This window comes from Oryzophilus luti (genome assembly GCF_059726245.1).
This window is the reverse complement of record NZ_AP040874.1, coordinates 2,042,434-2,064,385: the sequence shown is the minus strand read 5'-3', so window position 1 is coordinate 2,064,385 and position 21,952 is coordinate 2,042,434. Positions and strand designations below refer to the sequence as shown.

The 21,952-nt window shown below is 63.5% G+C and carries 15 protein-coding genes; 9 read left to right on the top strand and 6 right to left on the bottom strand.

Features of this window, described 5'->3' with window-relative positions:
* Positions 1–2,286, bottom strand: coding sequence for a hypothetical protein (locus tag AC6IZO_RS08855; protein ID WP_497804425.1), 2,286 nt, complete (start codon positions 2,284–2,286; stop codon positions 1–3).
* Positions 2,287–2,464: 178 nt separating this feature from the next.
* Positions 2,465–3,571, bottom strand: a complete 1,107-nt coding sequence (locus AC6IZO_RS08850) for a VWA domain-containing protein (protein WP_497804424.1) — start codon at positions 3,569–3,571, stop codon at positions 2,465–2,467.
* 288 nt (positions 3,572–3,859) lie between these two features.
* Here AC6IZO_RS08850 and AC6IZO_RS08845 point away from each other — a divergent pair, with 288 nt between their 5' ends.
* The 3 genes from AC6IZO_RS08845 (at position 3,860) to AC6IZO_RS08835 (ending at position 9,634) form a co-directional block, all read left to right on the top strand.
* Entirely contained in the window at positions 3,860–5,686 is a 1,827-nt protein-coding gene (locus AC6IZO_RS08845) for a SpoIVB peptidase S55 domain-containing protein (protein WP_497804423.1), read from the top strand.
* Positions 5,687–5,840: 154 nt separating this feature from the next.
* Positions 5,841–7,739, top strand: a complete 1,899-nt coding sequence (locus tag AC6IZO_RS08840) for a CocE/NonD family hydrolase (RefSeq protein WP_497804422.1) — start codon at positions 5,841–5,843, stop codon at positions 7,737–7,739.
* 167 nt (positions 7,740–7,906) lie between these two features.
* The gene (locus tag AC6IZO_RS08835; RefSeq protein ID WP_497804421.1) at positions 7,907–9,634 is read left to right on the top strand and encodes a mechanosensitive ion channel family protein; all 1,728 of its coding nucleotides are present in this window, start codon (positions 7,907–7,909) and stop codon (positions 9,632–9,634) included.
* A 68-nt stretch (positions 9,635–9,702) separates the two neighbouring features.
* On the opposite strand, the gene AC6IZO_RS08830 is transcribed toward AC6IZO_RS08835, so the two are convergent.
* From AC6IZO_RS08830 to AC6IZO_RS08815, 4 genes are read right to left on the bottom strand one after another with little or no spacing between them, the layout of a single operon-like run.
* On the bottom strand, positions 9,703–11,130 hold the full coding sequence (locus AC6IZO_RS08830; RefSeq protein WP_497804420.1) for a sigma-54-dependent transcriptional regulator: 1,428 nt from the start codon (positions 11,128–11,130) through the stop codon (positions 9,703–9,705).
* Positions 11,127–12,905 (bottom strand): ATP-binding protein, encoded by a 1,779-nt coding sequence (locus AC6IZO_RS08825; RefSeq protein ID WP_497804419.1) that lies wholly within the window; start codon positions 12,903–12,905, stop codon positions 11,127–11,129. The genes AC6IZO_RS08830 and AC6IZO_RS08825 overlap by 4 nt, the downstream gene beginning before the upstream one ends.
* Entirely contained in the window at positions 12,902–14,233 is a 1,332-nt protein-coding gene (locus tag AC6IZO_RS08820; RefSeq protein ID WP_497804418.1) for an ABC transporter substrate-binding protein, read from the bottom strand. The genes AC6IZO_RS08825 and AC6IZO_RS08820 overlap by 4 nt, the downstream gene beginning before the upstream one ends.
* Entirely contained in the window at positions 14,202–15,356 is a 1,155-nt protein-coding gene (locus AC6IZO_RS08815; RefSeq protein ID WP_497804417.1) for a hypothetical protein, read from the bottom strand. Before AC6IZO_RS08815 ends, AC6IZO_RS08820 begins: the two co-directional genes overlap by 32 nt.
* A gap of 208 nt (positions 15,357–15,564) precedes the next feature.
* On the opposite strand from AC6IZO_RS08815, the gene AC6IZO_RS08810 reads away from it, so the two are divergent.
* From AC6IZO_RS08810 to AC6IZO_RS08785, 6 genes are all read left to right on the top strand, one after another.
* A complete protein-coding gene (locus tag AC6IZO_RS08810) occupies positions 15,565–15,750 on the top strand; it encodes a hypothetical protein (protein WP_497804416.1) in 186 nt (61 codons plus the stop codon).
* Complete coding sequence (locus AC6IZO_RS08805) at positions 15,750–16,325, top strand: 3-hydroxyacyl-CoA dehydrogenase family protein (protein ID WP_497804415.1); 576 nt, start codon at positions 15,750–15,752, stop codon at positions 16,323–16,325. Before AC6IZO_RS08810 ends, AC6IZO_RS08805 begins: the two co-directional genes overlap by 1 nt.
* Before the next feature lie 197 nt (positions 16,326–16,522).
* Positions 16,523–17,569, top strand: a complete 1,047-nt coding sequence (locus tag AC6IZO_RS08800) for an NAD(P)-dependent alcohol dehydrogenase (RefSeq protein ID WP_497804413.1) — start codon at positions 16,523–16,525, stop codon at positions 17,567–17,569.
* A gap of 360 nt (positions 17,570–17,929) precedes the next feature.
* The gene (locus tag AC6IZO_RS08795) at positions 17,930–18,664 is read left to right on the top strand and encodes an ABC transporter ATP-binding protein (protein WP_497804412.1); all 735 of its coding nucleotides are present in this window, start codon (positions 17,930–17,932) and stop codon (positions 18,662–18,664) included.
* A gap of 215 nt (positions 18,665–18,879) precedes the next feature.
* On the top strand, positions 18,880–21,336 hold the full coding sequence (locus AC6IZO_RS08790; protein WP_497804411.1) for an ATP-dependent Clp protease ATP-binding subunit: 2,457 nt from the start codon (positions 18,880–18,882) through the stop codon (positions 21,334–21,336).
* Between the two features lie 155 nt (positions 21,337–21,491).
* Positions 21,492–21,752, top strand: coding sequence for a glutaredoxin family protein (locus AC6IZO_RS08785; RefSeq protein ID WP_497804410.1), 261 nt, complete (start codon positions 21,492–21,494; stop codon positions 21,750–21,752).
* The last annotated feature ends 200 nt before the right edge of the window (positions 21,753–21,952 follow it).

Sequence of the window (21,952 nt, the reverse complement as noted above, 5' to 3'; positions counted from 1 at the left end):
TCATTTCGCGGGCCGCAGTACCAGCCGCGCGGTCACCAGGTTGTCATAGCGGTCCCAGGCGCGGACCACGATCACATGTTCCTCGCCGAGCCTAGCTGCGGTTGGCGTGTCCGTCATCGACTTTGAGTCGGGGGCAGACGGCGCGGCAGTGCGCTGCGGCAGCGTAGCAATCAAGTCGTAACTCTCGGTGCGCGAGTCGCTGAGCCCGCCAACGGGCGCGGCGAACCGCCACTCTCCTCCGTCGATGCTGAATTCCGCGCGCCGGATGGTGCTGAAGGCGTCGGTGGCGCGGAAGCGTATGTGGAGCGCATTACCCTCAAGGCTGGCGGCCAGCCCGTCAATGACGGGCGGAGTGTTATCGATCTCGAAGCGGGCGCTCTCACGCGAACCGGTCAGGGCTTCGGCGGGCGTGTGCGCGGGCGCATCGGAGGCAACGACCAGAATCGTGTAGCCGCCGTCGGGCAGCAGTGCGCTCTCAAAGCTGTAGTAGCGGTCGGCGAGGCCGCTCTTCAACGGCTGCCAGCGTGTTTCGCCATCAGCGCGGTAGTAGACCGAGTAGGTCAGCGGCTCCTCGTTCTCGTCATGGGCGTTCCAGCGCACGGTCACATAGTCGCGGTCGCGTTGCGCGTTGGGCGCCATGGCCTCCGTGCGCGCGGAGGCCTGCGAAGAGAGATCTGTGGTGAGGCGTGGCGCGGGCTGCACACGTATGCCCACCTGCACGGACACCTCGTCCACCTCCGGCGCAATGTTGCGCGGCAGGTAGCTGATGGCCACACGCTCCACTTCCGGCGCGACGCTGCCGGAGCGCAGCACTACGCGCCATTGCAGAAACCGGGCGGCGGGAGCATCGACCGGCTGGTCTTTCGCCAACTCAACCTTGCGCCACGGACTCCAGTTGCGGTCGGGGTTGTCAACGTTGCCGCTGCGCACAAGCAACTCCACGTTGCCGCGCGAGCGAAGCTCGGCGCGCCCGAATCGCGAGAAGATGTGCGCGTCGAAGACGTCGGAATCGAAGGTGCCTTCGCGCTGTCCGGCATCCTCAATGGTGAGCAGCTTGCCGAGGTTGCTGGTGGCGGCGTAGAGCGCGCCGTTCGGTGCCTTGGCAAAACCGATCAACTGGTTGGCCGTGGCCCTGGCCAGCGAGGTATAGCGGTTGTCCGTGCCAATGATGAATATCTTGCCCTTGTTGCCGGTGCCGGCCAGCAGGCGTCCGGCGCGATCAAAGGCCAATGTGTAAACCAGGTCTTCGCGCGAGGTCCACAGCCGACGCGGAGAGCCATCAGCGTCAATGCGGTAGACCTCCGAACCCATGGCGCCGAGGCCCGGTATGGGAACGACCATGGTGGGTGTTGCAGCCGGAGTGGCAGCGGGCTGGCCCGTCGCAGAGCCGCCTGCCGCGGGCGTTGGCATGGCGACCGTCATTGTCACGGGAGCGGCGACGCGTTCGCGTTTGTCTCCGGCGGCCGCGGCGTAAATGTTGTTAGCCTCGTCGATGGCGAGCGCGGTGATCTCCTTCTTGGCCGCGCTGTAGAGGACGAAGCCTTCGCCCTTGGGCGAGATGCGGTAGATCAGGCCGCTGCCGTCAGAGCCCGCAATGAGGTTGCCAAGGCGATCGAAGGCAATGGCGCGGATGTGCGCCTCGTCGCTGGTGAAGAACAACTCGCCGTGGCCATCGGGCGCGACGCGGAAGATCTGCCCACGGTCTCCGGTGGCGACGTAAAGTTGCCCACGCGAATCGAGCGCCAGCGCCCAGATGTATTTTGTCTTTGGCTCAAAGAAGACGCTGGCCGCGTAGTTCGAATCCAGTTCCACGCGCGGAGCACCAGAGAGCGAAGCATCCGCGGCCTTCGCGTCAGTCGCTGCCGGGGCAGGCTTGGCGCTCGCTCCACCTTCCTTGCGGCGGATGACGTAGACCTTGCCATCGGGCGAGGTCGCCACGTAGAGGGTGCCGTCCGGCGCAACGGCCAGCGCCTGCACCTGCAATTCCGCCGGCGCCAGCAGCGTGCTCACTTTGCCTGCGGGCGTCACGCGGTAGACGCGCGAGGGAGCGCCTCCGGCGGCGTACAGGTTGCCAGCGGCATCACTGCCCACGGCCCACAGATAGGTGGAGGGCAGGGTGGCCAGCGGCTTGAATTCGGGTGCCAGTTCAATGGCGCCGTCGCTGCGCAGGGCCACGCCCTTGGCGGTGCCTTTCTCAAATTCTTCGAAGCGCGACTGCTCCCAGGTGCGCGTGGTCTGGGCGAAGGCGGATGCGGCAAGTAGCAGGACTACGGCCAGTCGTTTCATCGTTGAAGAAGGGTAGCAGAAAAGCGGGCGGATGAAGCGAATTGGTGATGGTTCGCGCGCACCGATCTCAGAGCGGGAAGAAGAGGCCGTTCGGCAAACAGTGAGGGCGCGCCGCAACGCGCCCCGCCGAACACTTCATCCCTCGAAACTTGAAACCCGGAAACTCGAAACTGTGCTCTTACTCCACCTGCCGCTTGGCGGTGTAGCCCTCGCGAGCGACCACGTGGTACTTCAGCTCTTTGTTCTTCTGGTCCTTGATGATGAGCGGCTTGTCGGTGCCGGGCGCCACCACTTCCACCTTCAGCTTGCGGAAGGTGCCGTCGAGCTTGGAGTTGGTGGGATGGTAGCTGAGCGTGTACTGGTTGCGCACGGAGTCGCTGATTTCGCGGAAGTCGCTCGGTAACTCGCCCTGGAAGCGCGGTTGGAAGAAGCGTCCGCCGGTCATGCGGGCGTAGGTCTGCATCTGGTTGTCGGCCTGCAGAAAGTCCATGTTCGCCAGCGTGGCGCCAAAGCTCTGGTTCATGCCGAGGTAGTTGCGGTAGAGGAAGCCGGTGCTGATGGGGAAGATGGTGACGTTGGGCGTGTCCTTGATCTTCTTCAGCACCTTGTCATAGGTGATGCGGCTGAAGGTGTCGATGCCGCTGGCAACGAGGATGATCTCCTTGCGGCCCTCGATGCGGTCGAGCCGGTCCAGCGTGTCATAGAGCGCGTCGAAGACGTTGGCCTCGCGGAAGCCAGGCACGCGGAGCATGTTCAGCGCGCCGTAGATCGCCTTCTTGTCGTTGGTGAAGTCAACCAGGATGGTGGACTTCATGTCGAACTCGACCACCGCCACGTAATCGTTGGGGCGGAGCTGGTCGGCGAAGGCATAGGCCGCGTTCAACGCGTCCTGCATGAAGCGGTAGTTTGACGCTCCAAACTCAATGAGCAGCACGGCGGTGAACGGCGCCTGCGTGACGCTGAAGTTCGTGACCTTCTGCTCCACGCCGTCTTCCAGCACGCGGAAGTGTTCCTTCTTCAAGCCGGGGATCGGCATGCCGTCGCGGGTGAGCACCATGGTGTCCACGTTCACCAGCGGCACGTTCACGCTGATGGTGTAATCCGGCATGCCTTCGATCTTGGGCGGAGCCGGGGGCGGCAGCGGCGCCTTGGTCTCCTCATCCTTCTTCTTGGGGATGGCGTAAGGGCCGAGGTCGCCGGTGGGGCCGCTGTCGGCTTCCGGCGTGGGCTGCTTGGCCGGCTGCTGCTGCGTGGTCTCCTGCGCGAACGCGGCTGTGCCAAGCACAAGCGCAAGGAGCGCCAGGGCGAAAGGACCACGAAGAAAACGACAGAACCGAAGACGGAAGTCGAAGCAATCATTCGCAGGCATAAGCACCCCCCGAGGCCGAAGTCTTTGCTAGTATAGATGTACCGACCGGCCCCCAATCAGCAAATCCTGTTCCGGAAGCGTGCCGCCCTCGAAAACCAGCGACGGCCCCGGCTTACCGCATCCGGAAACGAACGTCCTATTTACTACAGACGTCCAAGAAAGAAAGACGCAACCATCAGCCTTGGAGCATCCAAAAGGCACGCTATGAACAAAGTGTTTTCATCGGGAATCCTGCACACCCTTACTGTTTTTGTCCTGCTGGCCGGCGCGGCCTCGGCACAGAACTCGACGCCGCCTGCCGCGCAGCAGGCCCGGCCCGCCCTGAGCGTGCCGATCATGCCGCTTGCGGAAGTGAAGGCCGGCATGAAGGGCGAGGCGCTGACGGTCTTCAGTGGCGTTGCGCCGGAAAAGATGGGCGTGGAGGTGCTGGGAGTGCTCCACAACATGTCCGGCCCTAAGGGTGACGTCATCCTGGTGCGTCTGCACGGCGAGAAGCCGGAGTACACGGGCGTGGTGGCCGGAATGAGCGGCAGCCCCGTCTACATTGACGGACGGCTGGTGGGCGCGCTGGCCTACCGCATTGGAGAGTTTTCGCGCGAACCCATTGGCGGCGTCACGCCGATTGAGTCCATGCTGGAGATCAACGAGCTGGATAAGTCGATTGAGGCAGAGGCGGCCGCGGCCACGCGTGCACCCTCCACCCCGGCGCGCACCAGCGGCGCGGGCATGCCCGCCGACGCCAACTCCCAGCTTGCCACCTACCTGAAGCCGATTGAGACGCCGATGGTCTTCGCCGGATTCAGCGAAGAGACGGTTCGCCGCTTCGCCCCGCAGATGGCCACGGCCGGCATTGTGCCCGTCATGGGTGCCGGGTCAAGTTCCAACGAGAAGCAGCCGGAGCCGATTGTGCCCGGCTCCAGTGTGGGGCTGGTGCTGGTGCGCGGAGACATGGACATTTCCGCCACCTGCACGGTCACCTACACTGATGCCGACCACCTGCTGGCCTGCGGGCACCCGGTGCTGAACTTCGGCGCCGTCGAGGTGCCGATGACGAAGTCGCGCGTGCTGGCCACGCTGCCTTCCCCGGCCAACGCATTCAAGATCGCCGCTACCACCGAGCCGATCGGGGCCTTTGTGCAGGACCGCCACACCGGCATTCTCGGGCACTTCGGCACGCAGCCGGAGATGATTCCGGTGACGCTGAACTTCAGCGGGCTGGAGAAGCCCAAGAGCATCCACTTTGAGGTGCTGAACAACCCGCGCATGACGCCGGTGATGATGATGGCCTCGATCTATAACTCGATCCAGGGCATGAACGAGTATGGCGAGGACACGTCGTTCCGCGTCTCGGGCGACATCGCCGTGCGCGGCTTTTCACCGCTGGCGATGAACAACATGTACGCCCCGGCCGACGGCAACACGCCCACGGCGGCGGCCATTGCCATGGCCATTGGCGAGCGATTTTCGCGCATCTATGACAATCCTTACGAACGTCCGCGCATTGACGGCGTGGTGCTGAACATCGACCTGGTGCGCGAGCGCCGGTCGGCCCGTCTGGAGACCGCGCGAACCGACCTGACCGAGGTTCGCCCGGGAGATGAGATCACCGTGGAGGCCGTGCTGCGGCCCTATCGCGGCGAGCGCATGGTGCGGCAGGTGGCGGTGCGGATACCGCCCTCCACGCCGCGCGGTACGCTGCGCATCCTGGTCAGTGATGGCGAAACTCTGGACCGCGTGCGCCGCGTGGGACCGTTGGCGGCCCGCAAGTTCGACTTGAACTCGACCATCTCTCTGCTGAACAAGGAGCACTCCAACCACCGGCTTTACGTGAGCCTGCTGGAGAGCAATCCGCAGGCCATGGTGGAGGACAAGGTGATGCCCGCCTTGCCGCTGAGCGTGATGAACGTGATGGACAACATGCGCGGCACGCAGGAGATGGTGGTCAGCGCCGAGAGCGCCGTGAGCGAAGCCTCGACGCCGCTGGACTGCGTGGTGAGCGGCTCGCAGATCATCACCGTTACCGTGAAGTAGGCGGCGTTCGCCGCAGAATAGGGAAGGTCGTGCCAATGGGCGCGGCCTTTTTCTTTGTACGCGGAACCGGCGGGCAGCGCAGAAAACTTGACGCTCGGCTCCCGTGGACATTAGCTTTCTTGAAACGACTCTCACCGTTTCTCCGAGGTGAACTTTGCAGCAGAGACTCCAACGGCTGGCGCAGCTGGCCGTCGTCGCATTTCTATTCCTGTCGGTGGCCGTGGCGCAGAGCGCGCCGGAGCCGCCGAAGAGCGAGATTGCCGAGCACTACAACAAGGCGGAGTACCGCATTCCCATGCGCGACGGCGTCAAGCTCTACACCGCTGTTTACACGCCCAAGCAGCAGGCGGGGCCGCTGCCATTCCTGATGAACCGCACGCCGTATAGCTCGGGGCCCTACGGGGCGGAGAAGTTTCCGCAGCACCTGGCAACGCGCGAACTCGAACAGGCTGGCTATATCTTCGTGGTGCAGGACGTGCGCGGACGCTTCCAGTCCGAAGGCAAGTTCATTGAGGAGACGCCCTACAAGGCCAGCAAGCAGCCGGGCGACATTGACGAGACCACCGACATGCATGACACGGTCGAGTGGCTGCTGAAGAACGTGCCGAACAATAACGGGCGCGTCGGCATCTGGGGCATCAGTTACCCGGGCTTCTACACCGCGGCGAGCATCATCGATTCGCATCCGGCCATCAAGGCGGCTTCGCCGCAGGCGCCGATGGCGAACCTCTACATGAGCGATGACGCCTATCACGGCGGTGCCTTCATGCTCTCGGGCAACTTCGGCTTCTACGCCTTCTTTCGCCCGCAGAAGAACCCGACGGACAAGTGGATTCCTGGGGATTTCAATTTCGATACGCACAACGGCTATGACTTCTATCTGCGGAATGAGCCGCTGTCGCGCCTTTCGCGCGTGAAGAATCCGCTGTGGGATGACAACATCATCCACTGGACCTACGACGACTACTGGAAGTCGCGCGACCTGGTGCCGCGCATGAAGAACGTGCACTGCGCGGTGCTGAACGTCGGCGGCCTGTTTGATGCCGAGGACCTGCAAGGCCCCTTGGCCATCTACCGCGCCGTGGAAACCCTGAACCCCGGCACAGTGAACACCCTTGTGGAAGGCCCGTGGGTGCACGGCGGCTGGGCGCATTACGACGGACACAAGCTTGGCAACGTCGACTTTGGCTCCAATACCGGCGAGTACTTCCGCAAGAACATCCTGTTCCCATTCTTTGAGCACTACCTGAAGGACGCGCCCGACGCGAAACTGCCGGAGGCGTACATGTTCGAGACCGGCAGCAACGAATGGCGCAAGTACGACGCCTGGCCTCCGAAGCAGGCGGAGAAGAAGACGCTCTACCTGCGGGAAGACAACGGCGTGACCTTCGCCGCGCCAGCCAAGGACGCGGGTTTCAGCGAGTATGTAAGCGATCCGGCACACCCGGTGCCGTACGTCGGCTACACGGTTGGTGTGGACGTTCCGCAGGAATACATGGCGAGCGACCAGCGCTTTGCCACCACGCGCGGAGATGTGCTGGTCTTCCAATCCGAGGTGCTGAAGGAGGACGTGACGCTGGCCGGGCCGGTGACGCCGCGGCTGTTCGTCTCCAGCACGGGCACCGACAGCGACTTTGTGGTGAAGCTCATCGACGTCTATCCGGACGAGGAACAGGAGCGGCAGCGCCGCCGCCGTGGCGCCAATGACGTTGCCGTGCCGGAGACGATGATGGAGGGCTTTCAGCAGCTTGTGCGCGGCGAGCCGTTCCGCGCCAAGTTCCGCCACAGTTTTGAGAAGCCGGAGCCGCTTACGCCGGGCAAGGTGGAGGAAGTGAAGTTCACCATGCCGGACGTGAACCACACGTTCAAAAAGGGCCACCGCATCATGGTGCAGGTGCAGAGTTCGTGGTTCCCGCTGGTGGACCTGAACCCGCAGACCTTCACGGACATTCCGAAGGCACAGCCCTCGGACTTTGTGAAAGCCACCGAGCGTATCTATCACGACGCCGGGCATCCTTCGGGCGTCGAGGTGCTGGTGTTGCCGAAGCCGTAGCAACGATATTGCGCGCAAACGCTCCGCTGCGGCGGAGCGTTTGTTGTTGCGGGGGCGTCTGGCGGGGCGCAAGCGGGCAGCAAAGTGCGTGCCGGTGAAAGTGCGCTTGGCGCGAGTGGCGCGCGCGAATATAGTGTTCGCAATAAGCGGAGGGAATTTTCGTACCCATGAAGACAGGACTGAAGGTGTCACTGGCGGCGGTGGGCGTGCTGCTGGCGGCGACCGTGGCAGGAATCTATCTGACTTCAAGCAACGCGCCGGTGGTGCACTGGACGCGCAAGGGCGCCAAGCCACAGGTCAAGCGCAGAATTGTGCCGCAAGCCGAGTGGCGAACGGCCAAGACGCTGGCCGCTTCCACGCTGACGCGGCAGGAAGACGAGATTGCGCAGGAGGCCGTGCGGCTGGCCGATCACCAGGTGGACGTGGCCTTTACCTGCGCGCTGCTGCAGGAGGATGTGCAGCCCGCGGCCGTAGGCCCGGAGGTGAAGGCCGCCGAAAAGCGGATCAAGGACCTGGAAGCCCTGGTGAAGCAGGACGAGGCCGACTCCGCGAGCAAGCAGGCTCTGGCAGACAAGAAGCCCGACGACGAGGACCTGCAGAGTGACGCCGAGATGGCGGACGCGATGCTCTCGCTGCATCAGGATGAGCTGGCCAGCGCGCATCAGGACCTGCTCGACGCCGGCGGCGACATCGCCACGCGCATCAAGAACGAGCGCGCCTGGCACGAGAAGACCGACAAGGCGCTCGATACAACCACACCGCGCATGATGCCCCTGGCCTTCCAGACGGAGCACCACCTGGGCAAGCAGGCGCAGCAGTGGTGGAGCCTGTTGCAGCGTCAACGCCAGGTGCAGGCGGCCAAGGAAAAGGCCTACGACACGGCGAAGACGCTGAAGGCTCCGCAGTTCGACCCGAACGCCAACGGGCAGGACGCGAACGATAAGTGGGCGCGTGCGGAGAAGGTTCGCAAGGAAGCCGCCTATCGCCGGATCGAGACCGCCTACGAGCAGCGCCGTCAGGATGAGGTGCAACTGGCGCAGACTTACGAGCAGTGGGAGCAGTCGCTGGCCACCTCGCGCAAGAGCGTGCTGCATGCGGGCTTGATGAATGTGGTGGTCATTCTGCTGCTTGCGGTTGCGGTGTTGGCCACGGAAGTCGTTCTCTCGCGCCTGACGCACCACAACACCAAGCTCGACCGCCGACGCCTGGGCAGCCTGCGCATGGCCGCGCGCGTGGCCGTGCAGGGCGTGGCGCTGCTGCTCATTCTGCTCATTCTCTTCGGCCCGCCGCAGCAAATCTCCACCATCATTGCGCTGGCCACCGCCGGCCTAACGGTTGTGATGAAGGACTTCATCCTCGCCTTCTTCGGCTGGTTCGTGCTGATGGGGCGCAACGGCATTCGCGTGGGCGACTGGGTGGAGATCAACGGCATTGGCGGCGAAGTGGTCGAAATTGGCATACTGCGCACCATGCTGCTGGAGACCGGCAACTGGAGCGACTCAAGCCACCCCACCGGGCGCAAAGTTGCGTTCGTCAACAGCTTCGCCATCGAAGGACATTACTTCAACTTCACTACCAGCGGCCAGTGGCTGTGGGATGAGTTGCAGGTGGTGTTGCCGGTGGGCATTGACACTCTGCCGCTGGTGGACGAGGTGCGCCAGTTGGTGACCGAGGAAACGAAGACCGAGGCCGCACAGGCCGAAGCCGAGTGGAACCGCGTGACGCACCACCTGGGCGTGCAACCGCTTTCGGCAGCTCCGGCGCTGGACGTGCGGCCCGGCGGTGGCGGTGTGCAGGTTTCGGTGCGCTACATTGTCAACGCGGCTTCGCGCTTTGACGTGCGCTCACGGCTTTACCACCAGATTGTGGAACGGCTGCACCAGAATGCGAAGTAAACTCGCGCGGGTTTCAATCGCGCGAATTTCAATCAATGCAGGGAGGCATGGCCCCGCGCGCAGCGGGGCTATTGCTTTCTGAGGCTGATGCCCAGCCCCTGGCACTTCTTGTAGAGATGGCTGCGCTCCAGCCCGAGCGCGCGCGCGGTGTTGGTGATGTGGTGGTTCTGACGTGAAAGCTCGGCAAGGATGGTGGTGCGCTCAAATTCGGCAACGCGTTCGGCGAGCGGGCCGGAGAGGCTCATCTCTTCCTGCTTGAGCGCCAACGCTGGGTTTTCAATCTGAGGCGCAGAAGCTTCAGCAGTCTGCATGCGCGCTTCGGCCAGTGATGGCAGCGCGAGGCGCACATCGGCCTCCGTGACCTGGTTGTTCACTGCCAGCAGCAGAAGCCGCTCCACTACGTTGCGCAGTTCGCGCACGTTGCCCGGCCAGGGGTATTGCCGCAGCAGCGCAATGCTCTCCGCCGAGAACGAGGCGGGCTTCCAGTTGTTCTGCGCGCACACCTGCGCAGCAAAGTGCTCCACCAGCAGCGGAATGTCCTCGGTGCGCTCGCGCAGCGGCGGCAGCAGCAGAGGAAAGACGTAGACGCGGTGGAAGAGGTCCTGCCGGAAGCTGCCTTCGCGCACCTGTTCCTCCAGGTTGCGGTGCGTGGCCACAACCACGCGCACGTCCACCGTGATGGGCCGGTCGCCGCCGATGCGCTCGACCTCGCCCTCTTCCAGCACACGCAGGAGCTTGGCCTGCATCGCCAGCGGCATGTCGCCAATTTCATCGAGAAACAGCGTGCCCCGGTGCGCCTGCTCGAACTTGCCAATGTGGCGCGCGGCGGCGCCGGTGAATGAGCCTTTCTCGTGCCCGAATAGTTCGCTTTCAATCAGCTCGGCGGGCACGGCGGCGCAGTTGAGCGTGATGAACGGCCCGGCGTGCCGCGGACTCTTTTCGTGCAGTGTGCGCGCGGCCAGCTCCTTGCCCGTGCCGGTCTCGCCCTGTATGCAGACGCGCACTTCGCTGGCGGCCACGCGCTCAATCTGCGCCATTACCTGCGCCATGCGCGCGCCGCCAAAGACGATCTGATACTTGCCGACTTTCTGCCGCAGCTCGCGGTTTTCGGTCTCCAATTGCTTGAGCGTGAGCGCGTGCTCCACGGTCAGCAGCAGGCGGTCGGTGGAGATTGGTTTTTCAAGAAAATCGAGGGCGCCAAGCCGGGTGGCGCGCACCGCCATTTCAACGTGCGCCTGCCCGCTCATCATCACCACAGGCGCGGCCACGCCGGCGTTCTTCAGGTCTTCAAGCAGCAGCAACCCGTCACGGCCCGGCATCACCACGTCGCTCAGGATGAGGTCGAATGGCTTCGAACGCGCAAGCTCCAGGGCGCGTGCTGAGTTGTCGCTCACGGTGGCCTCGTGCCCGGCGAGCCGGAAGGCGCGCGCCAGCGAGGCGAGGGTGTTGGGTTCGTCGTCGACGATAAGGATTTCGGCCTTGGCGCGTGTGCTCAAGCGTTGGCTCCGCCGCGCGTTTCAGCCTGCTGGCGCGGCAACCGAATGATAAACGTTGTGCCCTTTCCGGGCGTGCTTTCCACGCTGATGGTGCCGTGGTGGTCACTGACGACCGATTGTGCAATGGCCAGCCCCAACCCGGTGCCGTGCTGTTTGCTGGTGTAGTAGGGCGTGAACAGCCTCGCCTTCTCTTCGGGCGTCAGGCCCGTACCGGTGTCGCTGACGCGGATTTCTACTACATCCTGGTCCACGCGCGTGGAGAGCGTGAGGCGGCCGCCTTCGGGCATGGCGTCCAAGGCGTTTAACGTCAGGTTGGAGAGTACGCGGTGCAGCAACTCGGGGTCGGCCATCAGCTCCGGCCGCGAGGGATCGGATTCCACTGTAATGGTGACCGGGTTGGCCAGCTCCGAGGCCTGCGGGCGGTGCAGTTGCGCGCAACGCTCCACCAGTTGGTTGATGTTGGTGCGCTGCAGTTGCGGCTGCGGCATCTTGGAGAAGTCACTGAAGCGGCCAATGATGGCCTTCAGGTGCATGATCTCGTCGAGCAGCGTGCGCGCGCATTCCTCAAAGACTTCATTGAACTGCTCGGGCGGAAGGTCGCGGGCGCGGAGCAGATTTTCGACCGTGATCTGCAGCGGGAACAGCGGGTTCTTTAGCTCGTGCGCGAGCCGCCGGGCGAGTTCACGCCAAGCCGCTACGCGCTCGGCCTGCAACAGGCGCTCGCGTTGCTCCAGCAACTCGCGGGTCATCTGGTTGAAGGATTCGGCCAATTGCCCAAGTTCGTCATGCGAATCCGGTATCAGCTTCACGTCAAGATTGCCGGTGGCCACTTCGCGCGAGGCCGCCGCAAGCTGCTCGATCGGCCGGCTGAAAATGCCCGCCACCCACAGGCTGGCAAGGATGGCCAACACAATGCCAACGCCGGTGACGATATAGGCGATGGCGCGGATGTGCTGGAGCAGTTCCAGCATCGGCCTCCGCGAGGCACCCACCATCAGCACGGCGCTGGTTGCGTTGGCTTGGTCCTTCAGCGGCACGGCCACAACGTCGGCATGGTCATTGCGCTCGCTTGAGATGCGCACCATGCCGTGCACCTCATTGCCTCCGGCGAGCGCCGCCGGCAGCACCGCGCGGAAGTTGGCAATCGGCACCGGCGTCGAACTGATCAGGTTGTGCGGGTCAAGCGTGTATTGTCCGGAGGCATAGAACCAGACGTACATGCCGTCGGGCAGTGCCAGCGCGTGCAGGAAGTCGGCATCCAGCTTGCGTCCGCCCACCATGTAGAGCGGCGCGTCACCAGCCAGAATGGGGCGCTGGCAGATGAGGCCGAGCTGCGAGCCGCCGGAGGTCTCCACGTTCTCCAAGAAGGGGCCATTCAGCGCGGAGAGCCGACGGTGATAGCCGAAGCGCGCGGGCATCTGCGCCGATGAAAGGATGGTGCCGTCGGCGGTGACGACCTCCAAGAAGTCGAGCTGGTATTCCTGCGCGAGCGCGGCTGCGTCGGAAGCGTAGAGCGTGTTGTCACCACCGTGCGACACCTCGTAGGCGATGCGCTGCATGTGGTCACTGTGTCCGAGCCGTTCCAGCGTGGCGGAAACCGCGTTGCCCTGCCGCTGAAACTCCAGCCGCACCTGAGATTCAAGTGCCGAAGAGCGCGCCTGCTCAATCTCTTCCAGCGCCTGGCGCGTGCGCAGGGAGATGACCCAGGTCACGGCGGCCATCATGACCACCAGCAGCACGGCAAGGGTCAACAGCAGTTTCTGGCGGAGATTCATCGGCGGTCCTCGATCCAGGCGTCGGCCAGTTCGGGCTCGCCAAGGGCATTCAGTTTCAGGTCATGCAGCCGCTCGGAGACGGCGAAGGCGCGTGGCGTCTGCAGCAGTGGCACCAACGCAGCGGAACCCAGTAAATCGCGCTCAGCGTGGTAAAGCTGCTCGGAGTTCTCCACCGTAGCCACGCGTTGCTGCGCAGCGAGCGAGGCCAGTTCCGCCAGCGCGACCGGGGCATTCGTGGAAGGCAACGCGATGCGCGCCAGTACCATGTCGGCGTTGGCGCCGGACACAAACTGCGCGTTCAAACCCTGCTCGCGCGCGTTGAGCGCAATGCGTTCGGCCGCCAACTGCAACGTAGAGTCCGGCGTGCCGCAACCGATAGTCAGGCGCGGCCGGTTCGGAAGCTGCGCGGCCAGCTCATGCGCCCGGGCGGCGTTCGGTGCCGTGGGGAACAGCGTGGCGTATCCCGTCAGCCAGTTCGGCAACGCGGCGGCGGTTACTTCGCCCTGCTTCTGAAAGACGAAACTCAGGATGGTTGCGCGGTCAACCGTCGCGGCCAGGGCCAATCTCAGGCGCGCGTCCGAGGCGTGTGCGGAGTTGGCCACCAGCGCGATCAACTCACTGTTCGGCCCGCTCATAATGTGCAGCCGCTCCTGCTGTGCCCGGCGCAGTTGCTCAGCGGGAACCTCGACAAGTTCGGCGCGCCCTGCCGCGGCGTCAAGCCACTGGTCGCGCACCGGACGGGCGAGAGCAATCTCCACGGCGTCAAGAAATGGCCGGCCCTGCCATGCATTGGCAAAGGCCTCCAGACGCACGCTGCTCGCATTCTGGCTGGCAACACGGAACGGCCCGGTGCCGAGAGCCACTCCGCCGCCACCGTCGCGGAAAAGGGCATAGCGGGGCAGCGCCAGTTCGGCGGGCAGGTTCGGCATCGGCTGGGCGGCTTCGATGATGACCTGACCATTGGCCGCGCGCACGGTTCGCTGCTCGCAGCCGGGGCAGCGCACGGAGCCGAGCAGGCGCGCGGCATCCTCGGCGGTCAGCGTTGCACCGTCATGCCAGCGCACGCCCGCACGCAGGGTGAACACCCATCGCCGCGCGTTGTTCTGGGCTTCCCATCGCGTGGCCAGCATTGGCCGTGCGTCGCCGCGTGCATCAACGGTGGTCAGCGTCTCAAACACAAGCGGGCGAAGATAGGCTGCCTCGCGCCAATCGGCGGCGCGCAGTTCCACCCTCACGGTGCCGCCATAGTGGGGGCGGGTGCGGGCCGTGGCCGTCACGGGGAGCAGCAGAATGAGGCTAGCGGCAAGCCAGCGAAATGCTGAACGCATCGTAGCCTCCTGTTGGTCTCTGCACCACGACCGTTGCGCCCGCCGCCGATGGCCACAGCGCCGTAACCGTGCCTTCAAACTTCAAGGGGCGGCTGCTGGCAACGGCCTCGCGGCCCTTGATGTGGAATGCCTGCAACGTGTCTTCCCCGGAATCGGCTCCACTGAGCGCTGCCACCAGTTCGGGTGTGCCGTTGCAGCTTCCAGCCATCGCCACATCAGAGCCCCAGGTGTGCGCGGCGCCGGTGAGCGCGTGAACGCCCGTCGAATCCGCCAGAATGGTGCGCCCATCTGTGAGTGTGAAAATTGCGGCGGAATTGGTCAATTCGGCAAAGGTGTAGAAGCTGGCGAGCGGATGTCCCACGCCGGGCGTGAGCACACCGGTAAAGAAATTTGCCGAGGAGTTGAAGAACGCGTGCTGCGTGCCGATAGGCCAGGGATCGTCACTGGGTTCGCAGGTAACCGCGCCACCCGCCAGAGGAATTGTGCAGTGCAGTCCGGGCAGGAACGCGCTGATCTGCGCGGCGTCGACGGCGAGCCGTCCGCGTGGGTCGCGGGGCATCGGCAGCATGCTGGTGATGGATTGCGTCTGGGCCATTTGCCACTGTGTGTCCTGCTGGCGGTAGATAAGCAGAGCGTGCGGCGTCAGCGCCACAAGCGTCTGCGGCCCGGCCGCCTGCAAATCAAGCAGCGGCTCCGCGCTGCTGATCAGCGGCGTGCTGCGCAGTGCGGGCAGTTGCACATCGGAGGACGCGGGCTGAGCTTCCAGCGGAACATCAACCAGCACGAGCTGCGGCTCGGCCGAGGACGTGGCGTGGTTGATGACTTCGCCGACCCACAGCCATCCGCGTGCATTCTGGTTGATGGTGAGACGCAGCGTGAAGGCCGCGTCATGCGCGCGCACGGTCAGGCCTGTGGCACGCAGTTGCGCTTCCACGGCGTTGCGTACCGGGCGGAACTCGGAGGAAGGGAAGGCCGCTCCGTGCAGTTCCAGCGCAACCGATGCCGGGCCAGTCACGGCGGCAACCTTGCGTGCCACCTCCGTCGCCGGGCCATCCCAGGGCGCGGCCATGCACTGCGTCAGCAGGAGCGCGAGCAGCGCGACGATGGGGCCGATGCGTTTCATCCCTTGGCGCAAAATTATAGAGACTGCAAAGCTCCCCGCGACTGAACTTTTCGAGAATTTCGCGCACGTTGGTACCCGGCACCACCATGAGGAGACTTCCGTGATGCGGAAGCGACGAACGCTGCGGGCGCCGGCTTTTGACAACCTCGCCCCCCGGCGTCGACAATGTTGCTTTGCCGCCAGTGCCGGGGCACATTCGGGAGGACCCATGGTTACCAGTGGTGAATTGATCCGCATGATGAACTACGCTGACGACATCGCTGCCACGCTTCGCCGTATCGTGGCTGGCTCGGCCCGCATCTCTCCGGAAGAACGCAAGCGCCTGGCCGAATACATGCGCAACTGCGATCCCAGCTACACCAAATTCGTCGAGCAACTGGAACGGGAAGCGTAATGGCCCTGGTTCAGTCCGTGGCGGTCATCAGCGCCGGGCTCATGGGCCGGAGCATCGCACATGCGTGCGCGCTGGCCGGGTTCCGCACCACGTTGCGTGACATTCTGCCTTCCACGCTGCGCCGCGCCGAGGGTGAAATCCGCTCGCAACTGGATCACGCCGTGGCTACGGGCGAGCTGAGCTCGGTGGACGCACATGAGGCCATCTCGCGCATCTCCTACGCCACTTCGCTGGAGAACGCCGCGCGCGAAGCCAACGTGGTGATCGAGGCGGTGCCCGAGGAGTTCGACAGCAAAGAAGAAATCTTTCGCCTGCTCGACCGCATCTGCCGCCCCAGCGTCTATCTGGTTACCAACAGTATGGAAAGCACGGTGACAGACATCAGCCGCGTTACCAGCCGCGCGCCGTACATTGTCGGCATGCGGTTCCGCATGCCTGTGGTGGCCATGAAGCAGATCGAGGTGGTCCGCGGCCACCAGACTGGCGATGACGCCTTTGCCGTCGCCCTGGAACTGGCCGCAGGAATGAAGATACCCGCCACGGTCATCCACGAGACCGCCCCCGCCAGCTTCTAGCTGCTCAAAATCGCTGTTGCCAAGACTGTCCCACGGGTAAAACGCGCCAGAAGATTGGCGCGTTCTGCTATTTGCAAGGCGCGCCAATCCGAGTACAACCAAGAAAGAACGCGGCCGGGCCTCCGGCGTTGGGTGCGCCTTTCTGTCCGCCGCAAGCATCGAATCTTTCTAGCGCAAGATTCCTGAAGGAGAACTCCGTGATCAAGACAAAAGGTTATGCCACACAGGCGGCCACTTCGCCGCTGGCGCCGTATTCGTTCGAGCGCCGCGACCCCGGTCCGACCGACGTGCAGATCGACATTCTCTACTGCGGCGTTTGCCACTCGGACATTCACACGGCCCGCAGCGAGTGGGGTCCGACCATGTATCCGTGCGTCCCCGGCCATGAGATTGTCGGCCGCGTCGCCAAGGTCGGTTCCAAGGTCAGCAAGTTCAAGGAAGGCGACCTGGCCGGCGTCGGCTGCATGGTGGATAGCTGCCGCGTCTGCGATAGCTGCAAGGCCGGATTTGAGCAGTACTGCGACCACCACGACATCACTTTCACCTACAACTCCAAGGACAAGCACCTGGGCGGACCGACCTTCGGCGGTTATTCCGACCACGTCGTCGTCGACCAGGACTTCGTGCTGAAGGTTCCGGGCAACCTGGACCTGAAGGGCGTGGCTCCGCTGCTGTGCGCCGGCATCACCACCTACTCGCCGCTGCGCCACTGGAAGGTCGGCCCCGGCAAGAAGGTCGGCATTGTCGGACTGGGCGGCCTCGGCCACATGGGCGTGAAGCTGGCGCATGCCATGGGCGCGCATGTGGCCCTGCTGACTACCACGGCCAGCAAGGCTGCTGACGGCAAGCGCCTCGGCGCCGATGAGGTCATCCTCTCCAAGGACGCGGACCAGATGACCAAGGCCGCCGAGAGCTTCGACTTCCTGCTCGACTGCGTGAGCGCGCCGCACGACATCAACGCCTACTTCAATTTGCTGAAGCGTGAAGGAACGCTGGTGCAGGTTGGCGTTCCGCCGCAGCCGCTGCCGGTCGGCGTCTTCAACCTGGTGGCCAAGCGCCGCAACTTCGCCGGTTCGCTCATCGGCGGCATTCCGGAGACACAGGAGATGCTCGATTTCTGCGGCCAGCACAACATCACCGCCGACATTGAACTGATTCCGGCCAGCAAGATCAACGAAGCTTACGAGCGCATGATCAAGAGCGATGTGAAGTACCGCTTCGTGATTGACATCGCCACGCTCTAGATTCTGGAGCAGGTGGCTGTCACAGGTGTGACAGTGTGGTTTTTCAGCCTCGGGCGTGGCGCCCGGGGCTGATGTTTTTCGCAACAAATCCTGCTGAATGAATGAACGGAAAAGGCTTTCACGCATTCCGCCGGAGAAGCGATTTCCACGGATGTGCAAAAGTTTATCGAATGCCTTCCCGAGATCGTTCAGGATGCGCACAGGCTTTCCGCCGAACGGCTGATTTCCTTCGCCAAGCCGGGGAAAAAGAGTCTATCGTTATATCAGGAAAGCTGTATCGTGACGGCGTGGAGCGGGTGGCTCCGGCCGCGCCGCGCGGATTGGGGAAAACTGCACCGGAGGAGAACAGCGCAGCATCCAATGAACAAAGAAATCGTCATCCGGGCCGATAATCTCAGTAAGGTTTTTCGCTCCGGAAATTCAGACTTAGTGCTCTTTGAAAACCTGTCCTTCCAAGTTCACAAGGGAGAGATGCTGGCGATTGTTGGCCAGTCAGGTGCAGGCAAGAGTACGCTGCTGCATCTGCTGGGCACGCTGGACCGGCCGACACATGGCACGGTGCAGTTTGGCGATCGCAACGTCTCAGCCCTGGGCGAGGATGCCGCGGCGGAGTTCCGCAATCGCGAGCTGGGGTTTGTCTGGCAGTTTCATTACCTGCTGCCGGAGTTTACGGCCCGCGAGAATGTGGCCATGCCGCTGCTGGTTCGCGGCGTGGGCCGCAAGCAGGCGGAGGAGAAAGCCTCCCACTGGCTGGCTGAAGTCGGGCTGGCCGAGCGCGGGCATCATCGCGCGGGCGAGCTTTCCGGCGGCGAGCAGCAGAGGGTGTCACTGGCGCGGGCGCTGGTCACGGACCCAAAGGTCCTGATGGCCGACGAACCGACCGGCGACCTGGATGCGCGAACCTCCGAGGCAGTCTTCGAGTTGATTGCGAAGCTGCACGCCGGTTACGGGCTGACCTCGCTGATTGTGACGCACAACCTGGGCTTTGCCCGCCGCTGCCAGCGTGTGCTGGCCCTCAAGGGCGGACGCGCTCAGGATGTTTCGCCGGAGACACTGCCGGCGGGCGAGGAAGCGCCGCCAGGGTTCTACGACTAGCGGCCGGCCAAAGTTTTTGGGCCACACGCACGACACAAAGCCGCGCGCCGGGTTGGAAGGAGAAAGGGTTTGAGGGTTTTGCGGATGCTGCTTTCTGCACGGCATCCGTTGCGCGGTCCGGCGCTCTTTGGCCGGGCCGGGAAGTGAAGCAGGCAGGAAACAGCTTCTGCTGCCGGCTGGGAAGAACGGCGGCCCCGAAGCGGGAGAAACACAGAATGTTTGAACGGTACACCGAGAAAGCCAGACGCGTGATTTTCTTTGCGCGCTATGAAGCCAGTCAGTTCGGCTCGCCTTACATCGAGACCGAGCACTTGCTACTGGGCCTGCTGCGTGAGGACAAAGCGCTGACCAATCGCTTCCTTCGCCAGCACTCGTCGGTGGACTCCATTCGCAAGCAGATCGAGGCTCACACCGCGGTCCGCGAGAAAGTCTCCACCAGCGTGGACCTGCCGTTGAGCAACGAGAGCAAGCGTGTGCTGGCCTATGCCGCCGAGGAGGCCGAGCGCCTCTCGCACAAGCACATTGGCACCGAGCATCTGCTGCTCGGGCTGCTGCGTGAAGAGAAGTGTTTCGCTGCCGAAATTCTGCAGGAGCGCGGGCTGCGGTTGGCCAATGTCCGCGAGGAACTGGCGCGCACCGCGCAGGAAAAGACCCAGGCACAGCCGCAGCGGCAGAGCCGCGGCGAGTCTTCCATGCTCGCGGAGTTCTCCCGCGACCTGACCCAGGCCGCGATGGAGCACCAGCTTGATCCGCTGGTGGGCCGCGATGCAGAGGTCGACCGCACCATTCAGATCCTGTGCCGCCGCACCAAGAACAATCCGGTGCTCATCGGCGAGCCCGGCGTCGGCAAGACGGCGATTGTCGAGGGCCTGGCGCAGCGCATCTCCGACGGCGAAGTTCCGCCGTTCCTGGCGGACAAGCGCGTGCTTGCCCTGGACTTGTCGCTGATCGTGGCCGGCACCAAGTATCGCGGACAGTTTGAAGAGCGCCTGAAGACCATCATGAAGGAGCTGATGGAGTCGCAGAATTCCATCATCTTCATCGACGAGCTGCATACGCTGGTTGGCGCCGGCTCGGCGGAAGGCTCGCTCGACGCGGCCAACATTCTGAAGCCTGCGCTCTCGCGCGGTGAGATTCAGTGCATCGGCGCAACCACGCCGGGTGAATACCGCAAGTCGATCGAGAAGGACCGCTCGCTGGAGCGCCGCTTCCAGGCCGTCAAGGTTCCGCCGCCGAATGAGGCCGACGCAACCAAGATCCTGATGGGTATCAAGGAGCGTTACGAGAAATTCCATGCGGTCAGCTACACGGATGACTCCATCGAGTTTGCCGTGTCGCATTCGAACCGCTACATTCCGGACCGCTACCTGCCTGACAAGGCCATCGACCTCATCGACGAAGCGGGCGCGCGCGTGAAGCTGCGCCAGACCGCCCAGCCGGAAGAGATCATGGAAGTGCAGAAGCGCATCAAGTTCATCGTGAACCGCATGGAGAACTCCATCGCCAATCACGAGTTCGAGAAGGCGCGCTTCTACAGCGACGAGGAGCGCAAGGAGCGCGAGAACCTGCGGCTGCTGCGCGAGAAGTACCAGATTGACGATACGGCCACCGGCATCGTCAAGCGCGAGGACATTGAAGAAGTGGTTTCGCGCTGGACGGGCATTCCGGTTGCCAGCATCAAGGAAGAAGAGTCGCAGAAGCTGCTGCGCATTGAAGAAGAACTGCACAAGCGCGTCATCTCGCAGGAGAAGGCGATCAGCGCGCTGGCCCGCGCCATCCGCCGCTCGCGCGCCGGGTTGAAGAGCCCGAACCGGCCCATCGGCTCGTTCCTGTTCCTCGGCCCGACCGGTGTCGGAAAAACGGAGGTGGCCCGCACGCTGGCGCAGTTCATGTTCGGCAGCGACAAGTCGCTGGTCCGCTTCGACATGTCGGAGTACATGGAAAAGCATTCGGTCAGCAAGCTGATCGGCTCGCCTCCGGGATATGTGGGTTACGAAGAGGGCGGCCAGTTGACCGAGCGCGTGAAGCGCGCGCCATATTCGGTGGTGCTGCTCGACGAAGTCGAGAAGGCGCATCCGGACGTCTTCAACCTGCTGTTGCAGGTGTTTGAAGACGGCCAGCTCACCGACGGGTTGGGCAATACGGTCGACTTCAAGAACACGATCATCATCATGACTTCCAACATCGGCGCGCGTCACCTGATGAAGCGCACCGGGCTGGGCTTCCAGTCGGAGAAGGAAGAAGTGGTGAGCGAGAAGGTCGAGGATCTGGTGAAGCAGGAGGTCAAGAAGACCTTCAATCCCGAGTTCCTCAACCGTCTCGACGAGGTTGTGCTCTTCCAGGCGCTGACGGAGCAGGATCTGATCCAGATCGTGGAGTTGATGGTGACGCAGCTGAACCAGAACCTGGCGCAGCGCGCGCTGACCATCACGGTCACCGAGGATGCACGCAAGTGGATTCTCGAGAAGACGGTGACCGACCGCTCCTACGGTGCGCGTCCTTTGCGCCGCGCCCTGCAGAAGTACGTGGAAGACCCGCTGTCGGAGGCGCTCATTCAGGGTGCCATCAAGAGCCGGCCTGCGTTCATCGAGGTCTACCTCGAGAACAACCAGCTCTACTACCGCGAGGTAGGCGAAGAGAGCAAGGACAGCGCGGCGCTGCTGATCAACTAACCAGCACGCAGCACAGAACACACGAAGCCCGGCCGCAATGCCGGGCTTCTTCTTTTGCGCGAACACCTGCGCGCAATACCTCGCAACCGGAAATCTGCATCAAACACTGCATTTTTCCTGCACCGTTTGCACGTGTGCCACATCCATATATGTGTATGGAACTAACGGTATACAGCGCACCCTGGTGTGGAGATTGTCGCGAGGCAAAGCGGTTCCTCGAGAAGCACGGCATCCCCTACACGGAAGTGAATATCGAGACGACACCCGGCGCGGCCGACGAAGTGGTTCGCAACACGGGCAAGCGTGCAATTCCGCAGTTCGTCGTCGATGGCAAGTGGGTGCAGCCATACCGACCCGGCAAGGGATTCCTCTATGACGAGATGAGCGAGCTGCTGGGCGTGAAGAGCGGTTCCTAAAAGGTTTCGGCGCCTGTACAGAGCATGAGCTGTGCGAGCCGGGTACGCGGCAAGATGCCGCTCCGGCTGCGGCGCAAAAGGTTTCGGCGCTAACCCGCGCCCTTTGAGCGGCCCCGGCATGTGAAGAACCTGTCCGGCCGCGGTCGACTCAAAGTCAAGTTTCGTAACAAACGCTAAGAGAAGTTCAAGAACGACCTCCT

Bases quoted from the DNA above. Each gene is read 5' to 3' on its own strand.
- AC6IZO_RS08790 (WP_497804411.1), top strand. From the start codon at position 18,880: ATGTTTGAACGGTACACCGAGAAAGCCAGACGCGTGATTTTCTTTGCG.
- AC6IZO_RS08785 (WP_497804410.1), top strand. From the start codon at position 21,492: ATGGAACTAACGGTATACAGCGCACCCTGGTGTGGAGATTGTCGCGAG.
- AC6IZO_RS08825 (WP_497804419.1), bottom strand. From the start codon at position 12,905: ATGAATCTCCGCCAGAAACTGCTGTTGACCCTTGCCGTGCTGCTGGTG.
- AC6IZO_RS08855 (WP_497804425.1), bottom strand. From the start codon at position 2,286: ATGAAACGACTGGCCGTAGTCCTGCTACTTGCCGCATCCGCCTTCGCC.
- AC6IZO_RS08845 (WP_497804423.1), top strand. From the start codon at position 3,860: ATGAACAAAGTGTTTTCATCGGGAATCCTGCACACCCTTACTGTTTTT.
- AC6IZO_RS08820 (WP_497804418.1), bottom strand. From the start codon at position 14,233: ATGCGTTCAGCATTTCGCTGGCTTGCCGCTAGCCTCATTCTGCTGCTC.
- AC6IZO_RS08795 (WP_497804412.1), top strand. From the start codon at position 17,930: ATGAACAAAGAAATCGTCATCCGGGCCGATAATCTCAGTAAGGTTTTT.
- AC6IZO_RS08835 (WP_497804421.1), top strand. From the start codon at position 7,907: ATGAAGACAGGACTGAAGGTGTCACTGGCGGCGGTGGGCGTGCTGCTG.
- AC6IZO_RS08815 (WP_497804417.1), bottom strand. From the start codon at position 15,356: ATGAAACGCATCGGCCCCATCGTCGCGCTGCTCGCGCTCCTGCTGACG.
- AC6IZO_RS08805 (WP_497804415.1), top strand. From the start codon at position 15,750: ATGGCCCTGGTTCAGTCCGTGGCGGTCATCAGCGCCGGGCTCATGGGC.
- AC6IZO_RS08810 (WP_497804416.1), top strand. From the start codon at position 15,565: ATGGTTACCAGTGGTGAATTGATCCGCATGATGAACTACGCTGACGAC.